The organism is Rhodopirellula baltica SH 1 (assembly GCF_000196115.1).
Classification (GTDB): domain Bacteria; phylum Planctomycetota; class Planctomycetia; order Pirellulales; family Pirellulaceae; genus Rhodopirellula; species Rhodopirellula baltica.
Genome location: NC_005027.1, coordinates 3358336 through 3374674, shown reverse-complemented (window position 1 = coordinate 3374674; position 16339 = coordinate 3358336). Strand labels below are relative to the sequence as shown.

Genomic DNA, 16339 nt, shown 5'->3' with positions numbered 1-16339 from the left:
CTCTTCCTTTTCAATGTCGTTTTCATTCACTGAGTTGATACGTTTTCATGGACCCCAACGGCGAACATTCACCGCTCGGTTTTTTGCCTTGCTATAAACCGCCGGGTGCGACTTCAAGAGATTTAGTCAACCGCGCCCAGAGGCGGCTGCGCGGTGAATTTGGGCTTCGCAAATTGAAGGTCGGGCACACCGGAACACTCGATCCGTTGGCGGAAGGGTTGGTGTTGCTAGCGATTGGTTCGGCGGCGCGTTTGACCCCTTGGGTGCTGCAACACGGCAAGCGGTATCTCGCTGATTTTCGATTGGGTGTATCGAGCGAGTCAGGCGATTTGGAATCCGAATTGGTCACGCAAACGGACGTCAAGTTGCCGACGGCGGCGGAGATCGAACAAGTGCTCAAGGACTTTCATGGCGTGGTGGAACAAACCCCGCCGGCTCATTCGGCGATCAAGGTCGACGGGGAACGAGCCCATAAAAGGGCACGTCGTGGCGAGGATTTTGAAATGCCCAAACGCCGAATTCTGATCGACTCGGTGAAGCTGATTTCGTACGAGCCGCCGATGATGCGATTGGACGTCCGGTGTGGTTCGGGAACTTACTTGCGGACGCTGGGGATGGATGTTGCTGCCGCTTGCGGATGCGCAGCGGTGATGACCAAGTTGATTCGAAACGAGGTCGGGCGATTCACTTTGGACGACACGCTCGATTGCGCGTTCATGTTTGATGATGATGACCGCGAAAAAATGTCATCTGAACCGATGGTGAAATACCTCCGGCCTGCGATCGAGGGACTGACGCATATGCCGGCGATGAATCTGGACAGGCAGCAAATCGGCATGCTTCAAGCCGGAATTCGTATCTCAGGAACCCCTGAAGCACCGTCTGAACCATTGCCGGAAGCGTGGATTGGCTGCATCGATCAGGTCGACACGTTCGATCGAAACACGGATGTTTTGGATTGCATCGGGGTCGATCGTTCGGATGGTTCCTCCGGCCCCTGGGGGGAATTGGTCGCGATACTTCGCCCCCATGGCAAATTGTGGCACCCGCTGAGAGTGTTTCCGACGACGGAATCAATTACCCTACGTGGCTGATTTCCCGCTCCGCCGGGTTCCCACCTTTCGGATCGATTGCTGCTCCGAAACTCACTTCCTCCCTTTCACTACCCCGCCATGAACAAAATTCGTTTTGCCACGCTTTCTCTTTTCGCCGTCGCGGTCGTCGGCCTCGCAGGTTGGAAGCTGGCGGCTTCTCCCGCCGAACAAATGCAAACCTTTGCCGTCGCGTTTGTGGATACGCTGACAACGGAGCAAAAGGCTGACGCTGTGATGGCGTTCGATTCGCCAAAGCGAGTCGGTTGGCATTTCATTCCAAAGAAGGAACGCAAAGGCTTGATGCTCGAGCAGATGAATGATGCTCAGCGAACGGCCGCTTTGCGCCTTCTTCGTTCCGCGCTCAGCGAAGCAGGTTACAGCAAAGCCAACCGGATCATGTTGCTGGAGGAAGTCCTCAACGAGATGGAAGCTGGTAAAGGAACTTGGGAACGTAACCCACAACGCTACTACGTCACGTTGTTTGGCGATGTCAAAGCGGAGGGCGAAGACGCACGATGGGGATTGTCATTCGAAGGCCACCACTTGTCGCTCAACTTTGTCTGCCGTGGTGGAAAGGTGGTTGATTCCACACCGCAATTCATGGCGACCAACCCCGCCGTCGTAAAAAACGAAACCAGCGTCACGCTCGGCAAGGGCACCGCAGTTTTGAACCAAGAAGAACAGCTCGCGTTCAAGCTTGTGAACTCGTTGGATGCCAACCAGATCAAAGTCGCCCGATTCGCGGAAGAAGCTTTGGCTGAAATTCGATTCGCTGGCGAGCCTCAACCTGAAGTTGGGGAACCCGAAGGGATTGCTTACTCGAGTTTGAACCCGGATCAACAAAAGCAACTTCGAGATTTGGTCGACTTGTATGTCCAAGTCGCACCCGAGGAAGTCGCTGCCGAACGGTCGCAACAGATTGAGTCGGACGGTTGGAGCAAGGTTCACTTTGCCTGGGCCGGAGCCCTCGAGCCCGGTATCGGCCACTACTACCGCGTGCAAGGCGAACGTTTCTTGATCGAGTTTGTGAACACGCAAGCCGATCCGGCTGGCAACCCCGCCAACCACATTCACTGCGTCTACCGAGACTTGTCCGGCGACTTCGATTTGCCAGTCGCTCCCTGAGCGACGACGACTCTTTCAAAAAGACTCGCTCTTCATCCGATCAAGTCTCGCGAATCATCCAAGCCGTTTCAGCGTCAGCGATCACCGCTCACGCCGAAGCGGCTTTTTTCTTGAGCGACACTGAAAGAACTGTGCTTACCAATTCAGTGGTCCGAGGACAGCGTCTGCAATTCATCGGACGAAGAATTGAAGGCTACATTCATCAGTCGTTCTGTTTTGCCAGCGGGTGATTCCGGCAATCGATATTGCCGGGTCTCGCGACCCAATGAAAAATCCCGAATTGCTCAAGCGACGACACGGCTGAGTCAACCAAGTCCCAATTGCCCTCAAACATTTCTGCTCGCTCTTGCTCGCATATTCCATCACCGATTCAGAGAAATCCGGCCGTTGGTTGATGTAGGCTTTTCCAAAGTCGAGAATAAAGGAAGTAGCGACAATCGTCATCTCGACGACAAGAAGCTCTGAATCGCTGTCTATCAAGTGGTGAATCGTGAATCCATCGATCTCTTAAACTTGGTTGTCTCGGAGGATTTCGTAGCAACTGACTTCAGAATTGAAGTTTCGTTCCCGGTCGAATACCTTTGTCGCGATTTAATAACTGTAGGCCAGACAGACCCCTCTTGGCCCATTCCCAGCAGATTGCCAAAATCAGGTACTGAACATCGTTTTTTGCAGTACGCCGACGCTCGTTCCTCTGATGTCAACTGGTCCGTGGTTAGAAGACGAAGTCCTTACTCGGCACAAGTCGTGATCAAGCTGTCTCTGGCCGGTCAAGTCTACTCATTGGCACAGGTTGGTCCTGACTTCGTCGTGCTGCGTGAATTCCCAAAACAGTCTGAAAAGTCCAATACGGGCCGGCTTGATGTCATAATTGACGATCGAGTCGCTACGAGCAAACAAGTTTTTTTACCGCAGGGAATAGTGTGCGGTTCGAAGAAGGCAAGCTACTTCTGAGAGCCAAGGCTTTTCACAGCAATTGAATGCGGCTTCTTGATGGCACAGCTCAACGGTGCTTCTATCCTGATCTTGAGGATCTGCCAGCACCGAATTAGCCAGTTGTGATTCTAGGGCGGGCCGGCTGCCCTCGTTGTACGTTTCATCGGCGGGGGTAATCACCCGCAACAAGCTGCTATTCGGCGGTCAACAAGGTGAGCTAGTCGAAGCGGCGAATGAGGGTGTTTTGTTGCACACAAAGGCTCAGCGAAGAGTCCTCGGCAATTCACAAGAGATCAACAACGAGTCATTTCTGTGCTCTGGAATGTTGCTGATCGGTCATGCATCCGCCTTCAACAGAGAGTGTCTAACCCCAAAATCCACCCCACTTCGCAGTAGCGAACTGTGCAAACGAACGACGGAGTGGAATGGGTAACTGTTGAAAGACCAGTGAAAACCGCAGTTCTACTCGCCGCGATACCGTGCGACGGCGCTCATCAGTACCCAGGGCGGGACTCGAACCCGCAAGGACTAAACGTCCGGGGGATTTTAAGTCCCCTGTGTCTGCCAATTCCACCACCTGGGCATCAGTCGGTGTGATGGCAGAAGTGTATCGCCTGGATTGGCTTCCGTGAACTTGGGGACACGAAAGTCTGTCGATGGGTTCGATCAGGCGGATGACGTGGAGGCTTCGATGTTGACTGGCAACAAGTCTGGCGTGCATTGGTGAGGCTTCGGGACAGCGTTGAATCGCTGCAGTGGCAGGTGTTCCGGTTTCAAACCGGCCTGAGCGACCAAGCGAGTGAGCTGCGCGATCGATGAAACGCCAAGCTTGTGGCCGATTTCGGTTTTGTGACGCTCGATTGTCCGCGGGCTGCGGTAAAGCAAACGCGAAACTTCGGGGACGCTGTTGCCCTGCCCCAGCAAGACCAGCACTTCCAGCTCTCGAGGACTGAGTACCGACAATGGACCCAAATCGATGAACTGACTCTGTGTGTCCTTGATGTCACCATCAGGCAGCATGCCATCCAGACGGGTCAGCACAATCGCGAAATTTCGATCGCCATCGCGGTGCGGATAGAACGACGAGACCAACATTCGGCCGCAATAGATATGGGTCGCTCGAAGCGCTTTGTTGGTGTCGATGACTTCCCGGACCCATGACATTCGTTCTTGCACGTATTCCTCCGCAAAAACGTCGTGAAGACTTTTACCGAGCAAGTCTTCGTCGTCGACGCCGAACAAGCGAAGGGCGGCTTGGTTGAAGTGGATGATCTGGCCATTGTCCTCGACGACCGTTAGGCCAACGTCCGGTTCTTGGTCGAACACGTTCAACCAGTCGATGTTCTTTATTTCTTCGCGCATGGCGCCCTCTGATGGATTCAGACTGTTGGGAACGACAAACGCGAACGCTCGCGGTGTCGCCTCAGAGGGATCAAATCGCAACTGCTGTGCCAATTGAGCGAATTCGCCCATGGAGTTGTCGCAGTGTGACGTCGATATGACTATTGGGGCGAGGCCGCTCCTGGCGACCTGTGGTTTTTTCACCCAGGTCGCCGGAGCGGCCGAGTTTAAAACGACCAACTCAAAGCGACCTCATTCGGCGGCTGGTTTTGACTCCGAGGCCGTCGAATGAGCAAGCTTGATCAGCGATCGATCGCTGCGAAGAAAGATGCATCCATCCGAGACGGCGGGCGTGGCGAGCATCGGGCCGGTGAATTCCGCGGTGCCGAGAACGTCGACTTTGCCGGTGTCGGACTCTTCGCCCGACTTCCCTTCGCCGACCACCGTGATGGTTCCGGATTGGTCGACGACGTAGATCCCGGAGGCGGTGGCGATCGGTGTTGCCCAAACGGATTTGACATCCCGCATTCGAGTCTTCCAGGTCGACTCGCCGGTCGTGAAGTCCGCCGCGGCAATCACGGATCCTTGGTTCACGATGACTTGCCCGTTGTGAACCACGGGCGAAACACTTCTGCACTTCAGCCGAGAGTTTTCCCAAGCGATTGGGAACGACGGTTCGCGAAGATTGAACGCGGTGATGCCGTCGCCTGGAACAAGCAACAGTGGCGGTGCCCATGTCGGCGACGAGGTGGTGCTGCCGGAGATATCGAGCGTCGCGAGGAGCTCACCGGATCGTGCGGCAACGAGTTCAATCCCGTCGGCATTTTGAAAGACGAAGGCGGGGTCGGGCAATCGAACCGCGATCGGCGTGGCCCATCCTGAGCGACGGGGGCGGGGGCGAGTCCAAAGCGTCTCGCCGGTTTCGAGATCAATGCCGCTGCTAAACGAGTCGCCTTGGTTTTCGAGTTGAACGGCGACCACATCATCGAGGATGACGGGCGAACTGCTCATCGAGACATCGTTGCCCGTTCGAGGATGGTCGACCGCGAGAGCTCGATACCAGAGCGGAGTGCCGTCGGATTTCAGGCAAACCAAGTCGCAGGAGCTGAACAAGGCGACAATTTTTTCACCGTCGCTGGCGGGCGATGGGGATGCGTTGGCACTGGTCGGATGCGTGTAGGGCCGACCGAGTGCATGCAGCGTTCGCAACCACAAACGAGATCCGTCGAGTGCGGAAAAGGCTTCGATGTACAGATCTCGCTCATCCTCGCCTCCACTGCTGGTCACCACCACGCTGTCGCCAATCACGATGGGACTGCTGATGCCACGTCCGGAAGTGGCAACTTCCCAGGCTGGTTGCATTGAGTCATCGCCCGGACGAGGCGTGACCTCACTGGACGAAGACGTTGTGTCGGATCCTCGAAATTGCAACCAGTCTGAGGCGAATGCGTTTTGGGAGACAAAACCAGGCACCAGGCCGATGCCTGCAGCGATTAGCCCAGCAAATACGAAGCGTTGAGAAAAGTGCATGACGGTCAGGTCCTGAGGATGTCCTTGAGGTGTGTATTTTCAGCGAGCGACGTTGAGAACGGTCACCGGAATTCCGCGACCCGTCGAATCCGTCAAACGAAACTGAAATTGCCAGTCTTGCGCCCAAGGTTGGGTCTGGTTGTTCTGGCAGATCTTCAACAAAACCGAATTCAATCCAGGTCGAAGTTGACAATTCGAAACGTATTGATCGATGCTCGAACCGGAGTGATAGACTTCGTTGCTAAGAACAGGCTGTCCATTGATCCAGGCTTTATTGCCGTTGATGCAACCCAGCCTCGCTTGTGCATCCGTGGTTTCTCCTTCGGGCAATTCAAAGAAACACACCGCGTACGCGATCGCGTCTTTGGCGTTGTCGTAGGTCGGATTCAAGTCCACCATCCCCGCGTTGTCGTCGGTCGATAGTGTTTGCCAGGTCAGGGTTTCGCCAGTTGTTTTGTCGTCGCCTTCAGACGTTGTTGCGGCCTCAAAAGACTGTTTGACAAGTTCGTGATTCAAAGGCGATTCCGCATACTCGGTTTCGACCTCATAGACGTGATCGAATCCCTCGCTGTCCTTGTTGCCGAAAGAAGCGATGACCTGCCATTGCGTGATCATGGCAAGTTGCTTGGCCAGCTGAACTGGACGGCCGAGTTTCTTCAGCGAAGCGGTGATCTCTCGCAAGTGGTTCGGATGACGGGCGAGAGGCAGCAATTCAAGGTAGGCCTCAATCGCTTCTTCGCCCTCAAACTGTTCCGCTTGTTTCATCTTCCGCTCCATCGCCAAGTAGCGAAGAGGAATGAACGGGTCGTCGACGGCCTGTTCGAGCAACGTTTCTCGACGATCCGGGTTTTTATCAACGAGGTGACGATAGATCAGGTAGCGGGCATCGCCGTCGTAAGATCGGTCGTTGAAGAATACGAGCAGATCCTCTCTCAACGAATTCAACTTGCCGGTCGTCGCCGCGTTGGACTCGGCCGCTTCAATCTGTTGAGATGCCAGCAGCCGCAGCCAGTTCTTTGCTCGCGGTTCGGCGTGGCTCATCGAGTCCAACGTCGCGAACAACTGGGCTGGAGAGACGTCCGTCGATTTCGCTTGGGCCGACATCGCCTTCATCGCATCCGAATGCCCAACGCCTTCCGCGTCGAGCCGGTTCAAGACCTCCACCAGCGAATTGTTGGTGGTGTTGCCGGGCTGGTCCGCCAAAGCGTCGCTGCTCACCGACAGCAGCAGCAACAAGGCGGTGGGCAGAAAGAATTGCGGACTCGCGACGCTTCGTGAGAATGTCCGTCGCGAGAGTCGAGGCAGCGGCATGGCGTTGAACCCGGAAGAAAGGCGGAGCGAAACCCGCCGAAAAATGAGCGAAGGCAACTTCGCAACATCCTACAACACTTCCAAGTGCGCCGTTGTGGACCGGTTGATCGAAAAGTTTTCGATCAAGTGTCGATCAAATCATCAGGTGAGAGCAACGGAATCTGGTTTTCTTCGGTGTCCTGTTTTTCTCGCCAAGGTTCTTTGACGCGATAGGATTCCAGTTCTTCTTGCAATTGTTTCAGCTGCACGGATTCTTCGCTGGCACCTTCTTCCAGTTCCTTCTTTGCTGCTTCGACGGCTTTTTCACTCCACTTCACCGCGTTTTCGAAGTCGCCTGATTCCGCGTAGCCGGCCGCCAGCGTGCTCAAGATGTGCCCTTCGGATTCATTCGTCATCTCGACCGCTCGCAACCCAAGTTCCAGCGATCGGGCGCCGTTGCGGACTTCGTCTTTGGGCGAAGTTGCCAGGACCCATGCCAAATTGTTCAGGACGCTGGGAAGAATGATCGCGTCGGTTTCGTTGTCCGCGTTCAGGTTGGTCAACGCTTTTTCGTAGTCCGCGATGGCTTCGGCATGATCGCCGACGGCCAAGTAAGCATCGCCGCGTGATCGCAATACGGAAGCATTTTTAGGATCGCGATCCAGCACACCGCTGAGCATATCGATGGCTTGGCGAGGTCGGTCGTCTTGCAAGTACAAATTTGCTAATTGCAGTTGGCGATACACATCGTCCGGACTGCGATCAATCAGGATTTTCATGTCGTTGATCGCATCGGCCATGCGGCCTTCTTCCACCGCGATGAAGCAGCGGACGACGATCGCTTGATCCAGTTGTTCGACTTGCGGTGCCAAATCGATCGCGGCATCCAAGTCTCGTTTGGCGTCTTTGACATCGTCGCGGCGAAGTGAGATCTCGGCGCGTTGCAACAACGCGATTGGATCTTTCGGTTGCATCGCGAGGGCTTTGTTTAAATCGGCCAGGGCGTCGTCCTCGCGATCCATGTTCGTGTACAGCAGGGCTCGCAATCGATACAGGCCTTCGCTTGGGCGAGCTTGGATCGTTTTGCTGAGCAGTTCCAACGCGTCGTCAGCGCGATCCAGTTCGACAAGTTGCTGCACGGTCGCAGCAGCGATCTGTTCGTTTGTCGGATCGAGTTCGAGAACTTTTTGCAGATCCTCGACGGCCTTGTCGAAGTCGCCTTCTTGCATTCGAAGTCCAGCCCGTTGGCGGACGGCTTCGGCGTTGCTCGGATCCAACTCAATCGCTTTGGTGAGGTCCGCCAACTGATCGTCGGTTTTATCTTGGGTCATCGCACGCAGCAGATACGCGGTGCTAAGTTCCTTTGGATCGTCTTGCAGCAACTTGATCGCCGCCGAGGTCGCTTTGGCGATTCGTTCTTCATCGCCATCAGGAAGCAAGTTCAGTCGGGCGATCAGCATGTGAGCTTCGGCGAGTTCAGGATCGTTTTCGATCGCTTGGTCGAGCACCCGCAGGGCTTCATCACGTACTTGCAAAGCTCGTCGACCTCGCATGCGAGTCATCGCACCGGCCAAACCTTGGCCTCGTTGAAGTTGGATGCTGCCGAGCATCTTTTTCGCGAAAGATTGGTTTTCGTCGTCGAGGCCCTTTGCTAACGCGGATTCGATCAGAGAGGCAACGGCTTCCAGATCCTCGTTGGATTCGGCATCAATGCGTTTGAGCACCGCTTCATCCAAGTCAGCTTGGCCGGGATCCGCCGATTGCTTCATTTGTGAAGGCAGCAGCGGCGGCGCACCTGGCAAAGCGGGTGCGACCGGCGGTGCCGGCTTGGCTTCTTCCACAGGAGCGGTTTCAGTCGCCGGCGTTTGCTCCAGCGTGGATTCGGCAGCTTGCTGTGGAGCGGCTTGCAACGAATGAACGGGCAACGCGGAAAGACAAACAATCGCGACGCTCGCCAAAACGCGAGGGTGGCTGAAAGTGTCGGCAAAAGGACGGGAGAGGTTCGAAGGTGAACGCTGGCCGCTGCGTCGATGATTCATCCAGAAGTCTCGTCGAAGGGTAGGGGGCAAGTTGGAGGGTGTTGGAATTCGGTTTCCGGAATCCGTTTCTGCACAATCCGTTCGCAGCACGTGGCACACGAGTTCAGGAAAGGGTGCTGTTTCCGTTCGAAGATCCGGAACCCTGTGTTTCGCGGACGAACTCCATCGTATCATTTTTAGGAAACGAGAAGCCCTGGTCGCGGGGCAGAGATCCATTATGTCGGTTTCTGAGAAAGCCGCGAAGGGGAATCGAGTCGATGAAACGTCACGTTTGGGAATGGAAACGATGAAACACAGCGTATTGGTAACGCGGCAAATTCCCGGCGAGTCGCTGAAGCGGCTTCGAGAAGTTTGTGAAGTCGAGGTTTGGCCGGAGGCGATCCCACCCAGTCGTGAGGAACTGTGCCGATTGGTGAAGGGCCGGCATGGTTTGCTGACCATGCTGAGCGATCGAATCGACGGCGAGTTGATGGATGTCGCGGGTGAGCAACTTTGCGTCGTCAGCAATTATGCCGTCGGTTTCAACAACATTGACGTCGATGCGGCCAAGACCCGCGGCGTTGTGGTGGGGAATACGCCAGACGTATTGACCGATGCGACCGCCGATTTGGCTGTGTCTTTGTTGTTTGCTGCCTCACGGCACGTCCTACCGGCGGGCAATCAAGTTCGTGAAGGCGAGTGGAAAACTTGGGAGCCGACGGGGTGGTTGGGAGTCGAGCCTTCCGACAAAACCCTAGGAATTGTCGGCATGGGACGCATCGGAAAAGCGACCGCCAAGCGATTGGTAGGAGGTTGGGGGATGAACCTCCTGTACACGTCGCGAAGCGATCAAGGCGACGTTGAAAAAGAATTGGGCGGCCGACGTGTCGAACTCGACACTTTGTTGGCGGAAAGCGATTTCGTCTCGGTGCACGTCGCGCTAACGGACGAGACGCGCAACCTGATCGATGCGGATGCGATTGGGAAAATGAAGTCGACCTCGGTGTTGGTCAACACGGCACGAGGTGAAATTGTCGACCAAGACGCTTTGGTCGACGCCTTGAATCGGCGAGCCATCTTTGCAGCCGGATTGGATGTCACGACGCCTGAGCCCCTGCCCGCTGATCACGCCTTGGTGAAGTCGCCTCACTGCGTGATCTTGCCGCATATCGGCAGTGCGACTCATACCAGCCGAAACGCAATGTCGGAAATCGCGGTCGACAACTTGATCGCGGGGTTGGCGGGCAAACCGTTGCGGTGCTCGGTCACTTGAGCAATGAATGGGATCACGACACGTTGCCTCCAAGCGGTCGGATGGTGACGATGCAGCAATCGACAATCGATTGATTCCTGTTTGGCCCTTCGTCGGTTCAACCAATCCGTCGCCCGTTTCGAATCCTCCATCTGCCGACCACCCATCAAGGAATTCACCGTGCGTCACTGGTGGAATTACATTGTCGAAACGATTGAGCGTCCGAGAGACGAACTGTCTCGCCGCCAACATCAGTTGAGAACGGCGTGGGATCTGGTCATCCACTGCAGCGCTCAGTTGCACCGACATCGTGCCGAGGGCATGGCGGCGGAGTTGACTTACCGAACGATTTTCTCACTGATCCCCGTCGTGGTGCTGGGGTTGGTGATGTTTCGCGTCTTCGGCGGGTTGGATGACGTGCAGTTGAGGGTTGAGAACCAACTGTATTCGTTCTTTGGTGTTCCACAGATCCCAGCGGAATACATTCCGGTTCCGGAACCCGATCCCGACGCTTTGCCAATCGAAGCGACCGTGGACTCGACGGAAGTGAACACGCCGGATTTTCGAGACTCAGACGACCCCGTGATCGAATTGGTCGTCCCTGACTCCGGCGACGTCAACGAAAATTCCGAAGGTTCAAACGCCGCCGAAGGCATTGGCGATGAAGGACTCGGGGGCGGACCTGACGGAATGCCGGAAGAAGGGGGCTTGGCAGGTGATGCAACGGACCCAACCATCGCCGGATACCCGCCGACGGCAGAGGATGCGGCCGGCGAAGTCATTGATGCAGAAGAGATCGAAGGCAAAGCGGAAGCCGACGATCAAGCTCGCGAAATCATTCGGCAGACACTGCACGGGGCGACTTCCAAGATCGCTTCGTTGGACTTTGCATCGATCGGCGTCTTTGGTTTGTTGTTATTCATCTACGCCGCGGTCGCGTTGGCGGATGCAACCGAGTATTTGTTCAACCGCATTTTTGATGCTCCAACGCAGCGACCGATTCATCTTCGCGTGGCGGTTCATTGGTCGATCATCACGCTTGGAAGCGGGCTGTTGGCGCTGAGCCTTTACATGTCAGCACAGGTCATCGACTGGTTTGGAAATCTGGGTGCCGGCTCCGGGCCAGTTTGGATTCTGCAACACGCTCTGTCGTTGCTCGCCGCTTGGGTGTTGTTGTTCCTGCTGTATGCGTTGATGCCGAACACTCATGTTTCGGTGCGAGCCGCCGTAATGGGATCGGCGGTCAGCGCGGTGTTGTGGGAGTTTGCCAAGTATGGTTTCCAGATTTACGTGACGACTGCTGTTCCGTATTTGGAACTGTATGGGTCCATCGGAGTGATCCCGTTGTTCTTGCTTTGGATCTACCTGACGTGGTTGATCGTCTTATTTGGACTGATTTTGACCTACACCTTGCAAACCGTTCGCGGCAAAGAATTCCGTCGCCGTGGTGAGAAGCAGGAAGACTTGCCGGCCGGTGACCCCGATTGGATGCTTCCAATCATGACCGAGGTCGCGATCGCTTTTGCTGAAGGCGAAGCCGTTGGGCGTCAGGAATTGTCCGATCGATTGGGATTGTCGAGCCGCGTGGTTCACGAAATGGAAACGCGGCTGATCGAGGCCAACTTTTTGCGGCGCGTGGTAACCGGGGCGGGCCAAGAAAACCAGCTCACTCTTGCCCGACCCGCCGACAACATTCTTCTGGCTGAAGTGATGCGGTTGGCTCATCGGTTCCGGCCGGCGAGCGATCATCCGGCCTGGAAGACCCTGGCCGCCCTCAAAGAAGCTGAGTGCGTTGCCGCGGGAACTCGTTCTTTAGCGGAATGGATGGATGACGATTTGCCGACGCAGGACAATTCAACGACGGGTGAATCAGACGAATCCAAGTCCAGTGACGATAACAATTCGAACGGTTGAGTGAAGTTCGTGTCGCGATGGACGTGAGCGAGTTGCCGCGCTTGACACTGGATCACGGGGCCAGGACGATGATATCGGCCCCCGAAAGACAGGACGAAGGAAAAAACGCCTTCTTCGTGTCCGATTCGAGCCTCTTCTTACCTGGCAGCTTCGTCTGGTTCGAACATATGCCGCCCCCATGAGACGCCCCATGATTGCATCGCTGTTGTTGGACACCCTGCCTTTGGCTCAGATGCCCAAGGTCACCACTGCATTGCTGATTGGTGCACTGGTGATTTTCGCCGGGATCGTTGTGGTGCTGTTTATCTTCACCAGTTACTTCGGGTTGTGGATCCAATCCGTCTTAACGGGCTCCAAAATCTCGTTTGGCAATCTGATCGGGATGACCTTCCGAAAGGTCAATACGCGAGCGATCGTGCGAAGCAAAATCATGGCTACGCAAGCCGGTCTGGATGATCCTGAGCTGACCGTCGGTGCACTCGAAGCTCACTATTTGGCCGGCGGGAATGTGCAGCAAGTCATCCGTGCATTGATCGCTGCAAAAAAGGCCAAGACGATTTCGTTGACGTTCCGCGAAGCGACCGCAATCGATTTGGCGGGACGTGACGTGTTGGAGTCGGTTCAGACAAGTGTTTATCCGAAGGTCATCGATTGCCCGCCGAGAGGTTCGGCGAAACCGTCGCTTGATGCCGTCGCGAAGGACGGGATTCAGTTGAAGGTTCGAGCTCGTGTGACCGTGCGAGCCAATCTGCAGCAATTGATTGGTGGTGCGACGGAAGAAACCATCATCGCTCGAGTTGGCGAAGGGATCGTCAGTGCGATCGGGTCGGCGGACGACCACAAAGCGGTGCTCGAAAATCCGGACGTGATCAGCAAAGCCGTGTTGGTGAAGAAGCTGGATTCTCAAACGGCGTTTGAAATCGTTTCCATCGATATCGCTGACATCGATGTCGGTGCCAACATCGGTGCCCGTTTGCAAGCCGATCAGGCGGAAGCCGACACCGCGGTGGCTCGAGCCAACGCCGAAGGCCGACGTGCGGCGGCGGTCGCCGAAGAGCAGGAGATGCAGGCGGAGATCGCAAAGAGTCAGGCCCAAGTGGTCGAAGCTCAGTCGGATGTGCCACGGGCTATGGCCGAGGCTTTCCGAAGTGGGAAGCTTTTGGTGATGGATTATTACCGTTTGCAAAACGTGAGCGCGGATACCGAGATGCGGCGTGCCTTAGCCGGGCATTCGCACGATCCTGACACGCCTGAAGAGACCCACTGAAATGCCCCGCGAAGAAAACCCCAACGAGCTTGAAGCGTTTCTGCGAAAGTCGGCAGAGATTCGACAACGCAACGCGATTGATTTTCGCGCGTTGCAAGACGAGCAACGACGTCAGGACAATCATTCGCGTCCGCGACAGTACTCCGATCGCAATCGCGAACGGGTGACGCGGCAACTTGCCGAAGCCATTGATGTGTCCATCGTGGACGATCACGCTGGCGACGATGTCGTCATGGGGGAAGTGGTGGAGGAGCGTTTAGGCAGCGTTTCGCAACGAGAGGGTGAAACAAACGAGGGCGATCGGAAGTCAAACGGCTCCAAATCGAGAGGACGGGTGGCGACGCCGGTGGACAATCTGCGACGATTGTTGTCCCGACCCGGTGGGGCTCAGCAAGCATTCTTGATGAGCGAAATTCTCAAACGTCGCTCGTTTTAGCGACGCCAATTTTCTGTGATGGATTGATTGCCAGAATGGGGCTGAACGAACGCGACTACAGTCGCTCCGAACGAACACCGTGGGATCGAATTGAGAATCCCTTGTCGATGATCAAGGTTTTGATCGGGATCAATGTCGCGTTATTCGCGGTAGATTGGCTGTCGAAAGGGCTGCTCAGCGATTGGTTTGGCGTCAGCGGCCAAACGTTGCTTCAACCTTGGTTGTGGTTCCAACCACTGACCTACGGGTTCATGCACAATACCGAGGAGGTCCTGCCACTACACATTCTCTTCAACATGTTCTTGTTGTTCGTCTTTGGGAGTCCGGTAGAACAACGGTTGGGGGGGCAGGAGTTTCTCAGGTTTTATTTGATCGCGGTGATCGCGGGTGGCATCGTTGGGATGCTGTACCCATGTGCCATCTCGTTGTTCCAGACTGGGCAATTGAGTCCCGAGATCATTGGCGTGTCGACGATCGGGGCCAGCGGTGCGGTGATCGCGGTAATGGTCCTCTTCGCTTGCTACTTCCCCCACCAGGAAGTGCTCTTCATGTTCGTTTTTCCCGTGAAAGCGTGGGTGTTGGCCTCGGTTTTGGTACTGATTGATTTGGTGTCCGCTTTGGGGCTTTTCGGTTCCGCCAGCTCGACCGCCTTTGAAGTTCACCTGGCGGGGGCACTCTTTGGGTTCCTGTATCACCGACTTCAGTGGTCATTCCATTGGCTTGATTTCAGACGGTTTGGCGATTTCAAGGACGAAATGAGGCTGAAATCTCGTCGAGCAAAGCTGAAATTGCATGATCCCGACAAAAAAATCCGCGCCGAAGCAGAGGATGCGGACCGAATTCTGGCTAAAATCCATGAGTCAGGGGAATCCAGCCTGACTTCCTCGGAACGTAAAACCTTGGAGAGATACAGCCGGCGTCAGCGACAAAAACGCGAACTGGACTGATCTCTTCGAACGAACTGGCAATCCGTGAGGACGCGTACCTCTGGTTGAAACCGGCTTCCGGCGCGAAGCACAGTGATGAAAGCACCGCGACGGAAGCAGCGTGCCGAAATCTTTTGCGGCGTGTTCTCCGTTTCACTTGCTCGTCAGTTCCACATCCATTTTGGCACCTTTGCACCTCGGTCCCAATGAAGACTCCTTCGATCCATCGCCGCACGGCATTGCAATTGACCGCCACTTCCGCGATGGCGGCTTGGTTGGCTCAACCTTTGATTCTATTGGCTCAAGAAGCAGAAAAAACTGCCGCGGAAGGTGGCCAGCCGCTGCCATACATGGATCGCATCGGATTGCAGCTGTACACACTTCGGGATGCGATGAAGGCTGACCCCGAGGGAACGCTGAAAGCTGTCGCGGAGGCGGGTTATCGTCAGGTCGAGTTGATGAACATCGATGATGAAGCCGTTCGTTTGGCGGCAATCGCTCGCGACAACGGATTGATCGTGCACAGTGCATTCATGGATTTCAATGTCATCGCGGAACCGGAAAAGGATGGGGTCGGTTCAGTCGAAACAACTTTGGAATTGGCCGAGCGGATCGGATTGCGGCACGTCGTCTTTGGCTACATCGCGAAACACCAACGCGACACGGCGGACAAATGCCGCGCGATTGCGGATCGCGCCAACAAGGCCGCCGACCAGACCCGCAACGCTGGGATGCGAATGTGCTACCACAACCATTCGTTCGAATTCGCAACATTCAACGGGGGTGCCGCCGAAGAGGTAAATACGGAAGCGAACTCAAACGAAGACGAAAAGAAAGCGAACAAGTTGACCGCGTTCGATATTTTCGTTGAGCGTTTTGACCCGCACAAAATGGAATTTGAGCTGGATGTTTTCTGGGCCAAGATCGGCGGCCGCGATCCGATCGAGATGATGCGTCGTTTAGCGGGACGGATCAGCCAAGTGCATTTGAAAGATCTTAAAAAGGACACGCCGGTCATCACCGATGAAGGTCAAGTTCCAAACGACGCTTTCAAGGAACTGGGCAACGGCATCATCGACATCCCCGCGGTGATGAATTTGGCTCGTGAGATTGGCGTGGATCAATGCCATGTCGAGCAGGATCAGTCTCCGGCGCCTTTGGACAGCGTTCGAGAAAGCTATTCATTCTTGAAGGGTGCCCCTGCCTGATC

12 protein-coding genes and 1 tRNA gene are annotated in these 16339 nt (G+C 55.5%); 8 read left to right on the top strand and 5 right to left on the bottom strand.

Going from position 1 to position 16339, the window contains the following annotated elements; translation table 11 throughout:
• Nucleotides 1–47 precede the first annotated feature (47 nt).
• Both truB and RB_RS13050 read left to right on the top strand, forming a co-directional pair.
• A complete protein-coding gene (gene truB, locus RB_RS13055; protein ID WP_011120904.1) occupies nt 48–1094 on the top strand; it encodes a tRNA pseudouridine(55) synthase TruB in 1047 nt (348 codons plus the stop codon).
• A gap of 78 nt (nt 1095–1172) precedes the next feature.
• Nucleotides 1173–2219, top strand: a complete 1047-nt coding sequence (locus tag RB_RS13050) for a DUF3500 domain-containing protein (RefSeq protein WP_007327684.1) — start codon at nt 1173–1175, stop codon at nt 2217–2219.
• A gap of 1434 nt (nt 2220–3653) precedes the next feature.
• Here the strand turns inward: RB_RS13050 and RB_RS13040 are convergent.
• The 5 genes from RB_RS13040 to RB_RS13020 all read right to left on the bottom strand — a co-directional run bounded on the left by RB_RS13040 (nt 3654) and on the right by RB_RS13020 (nt 9355).
• Nucleotides 3654–3738, bottom strand: a tRNA-Leu gene (locus tag RB_RS13040).
• A gap of 83 nt (nt 3739–3821) precedes the next feature.
• Nucleotides 3822–4628 (bottom strand): response regulator transcription factor, encoded by an 807-nt coding sequence (locus RB_RS13035; protein ID WP_007333254.1) that lies wholly within the window; start codon nt 4626–4628, stop codon nt 3822–3824.
• Nucleotides 4629–4748: 120 nt separating this feature from the next.
• On the bottom strand, nt 4749–6026 hold the full coding sequence (locus tag RB_RS13030; protein ID WP_011120898.1) for an outer membrane protein assembly factor BamB family protein: 1278 nt from the start codon (nt 6024–6026) through the stop codon (nt 4749–4751).
• 39 nt (nt 6027–6065) lie between these two features.
• Entirely contained in the window at nt 6066–7337 is a 1272-nt protein-coding gene (locus tag RB_RS13025) for a hypothetical protein (RefSeq protein WP_164921966.1), read from the bottom strand.
• Nucleotides 7338–7459: 122 nt separating this feature from the next.
• On the bottom strand, nt 7460–9355 hold the full coding sequence (locus RB_RS13020; RefSeq protein ID WP_007327691.1) for a tetratricopeptide repeat protein: 1896 nt from the start codon (nt 9353–9355) through the stop codon (nt 7460–7462).
• 217 nt (nt 9356–9572) lie between these two features.
• Here RB_RS13020 and RB_RS13015 point away from each other — a divergent pair, with 217 nt between their 5' ends.
• The 6 genes from RB_RS13015 (at nt 9573) to RB_RS12990 (ending at nt 16337) form a co-directional block, all read left to right on the top strand.
• Nucleotides 9573–10607 (top strand): 2-hydroxyacid dehydrogenase, encoded by a 1035-nt coding sequence (locus tag RB_RS13015; RefSeq protein WP_164921965.1) that lies wholly within the window; start codon nt 9573–9575, stop codon nt 10605–10607.
• Nucleotides 10608–10766: 159 nt separating this feature from the next.
• Nucleotides 10767–12500 carry a YihY/virulence factor BrkB family protein gene (locus RB_RS13010; RefSeq protein ID WP_011120893.1) on the top strand — a complete coding sequence of 578 codons (1734 nt, stop codon included), beginning with the start codon at nt 10767–10769 and terminating at the stop codon, nt 12498–12500.
• Between the two features lie 190 nt (nt 12501–12690).
• Nucleotides 12691–13767 (top strand): flotillin-like protein FloA, encoded by a 1077-nt coding sequence (floA, locus tag RB_RS13005; protein ID WP_007327694.1) that lies wholly within the window; start codon nt 12691–12693, stop codon nt 13765–13767.
• A 1-nt stretch (nt 13768) separates the two neighbouring features.
• Nucleotides 13769–14203: a hypothetical protein gene (locus tag RB_RS13000; RefSeq protein ID WP_011120890.1), complete on the top strand. Its 435-nt coding sequence runs from the start codon at nt 13769–13771 to the stop codon at nt 14201–14203.
• A gap of 35 nt (nt 14204–14238) precedes the next feature.
• Nucleotides 14239–15150 carry a rhomboid family intramembrane serine protease gene (locus RB_RS12995; protein WP_164921963.1) on the top strand — a complete coding sequence of 304 codons (912 nt, stop codon included), beginning with the start codon at nt 14239–14241 and terminating at the stop codon, nt 15148–15150.
• 185 nt (nt 15151–15335) lie between these two features.
• The gene (locus RB_RS12990) at nt 15336–16337 is read left to right on the top strand and encodes a sugar phosphate isomerase/epimerase family protein (protein WP_164921962.1); all 1002 of its coding nucleotides are present in this window, start codon (nt 15336–15338) and stop codon (nt 16335–16337) included.
• Nucleotides 16338–16339: the final 2 nt, after the last annotated feature.

What these genes read in the sequence shown, in the direction of transcription:
- truB (WP_011120904.1), top strand. Translation starts at nt 48, where the DNA reads ATGGACCCCAACGGCGAACATTCACCGCTCGGTTTTTTGCCTTGCTAT.
- RB_RS13050 (WP_007327684.1), top strand. Translation starts at nt 1,173, where the DNA reads ATGAACAAAATTCGTTTTGCCACGCTTTCTCTTTTCGCCGTCGCGGTC.
- RB_RS13035 (WP_007333254.1), bottom strand. Translation starts at nt 4,628, where the DNA reads ATGGGCGAATTCGCTCAATTGGCACAGCAGTTGCGATTTGATCCCTCT.
- RB_RS13030 (WP_011120898.1), bottom strand. Translation starts at nt 6,026, where the DNA reads ATGCACTTTTCTCAACGCTTCGTATTTGCTGGGCTAATCGCTGCAGGC.
- RB_RS13025 (WP_164921966.1), bottom strand. Translation starts at nt 7,337, where the DNA reads ATGCCGCTGCCTCGACTCTCGCGACGGACATTCTCACGAAGCGTCGCG.
- RB_RS13020 (WP_007327691.1), bottom strand. Translation starts at nt 9,355, where the DNA reads ATGAATCATCGACGCAGCGGCCAGCGTTCACCTTCGAACCTCTCCCGT.
- RB_RS13015 (WP_164921965.1), top strand. Translation starts at nt 9,573, where the DNA reads ATGTCGGTTTCTGAGAAAGCCGCGAAGGGGAATCGAGTCGATGAAACG.
- floA (WP_007327694.1), top strand. Translation starts at nt 12,691, where the DNA reads ATGATTGCATCGCTGTTGTTGGACACCCTGCCTTTGGCTCAGATGCCC.
- RB_RS13000 (WP_011120890.1), top strand. Translation starts at nt 13,769, where the DNA reads ATGCCCCGCGAAGAAAACCCCAACGAGCTTGAAGCGTTTCTGCGAAAG.
- RB_RS12995 (WP_164921963.1), top strand. Translation starts at nt 14,239, where the DNA reads ATGGGGCTGAACGAACGCGACTACAGTCGCTCCGAACGAACACCGTGG.
- RB_RS12990 (WP_164921962.1), top strand. Translation starts at nt 15,336, where the DNA reads ATGAAGACTCCTTCGATCCATCGCCGCACGGCATTGCAATTGACCGCC.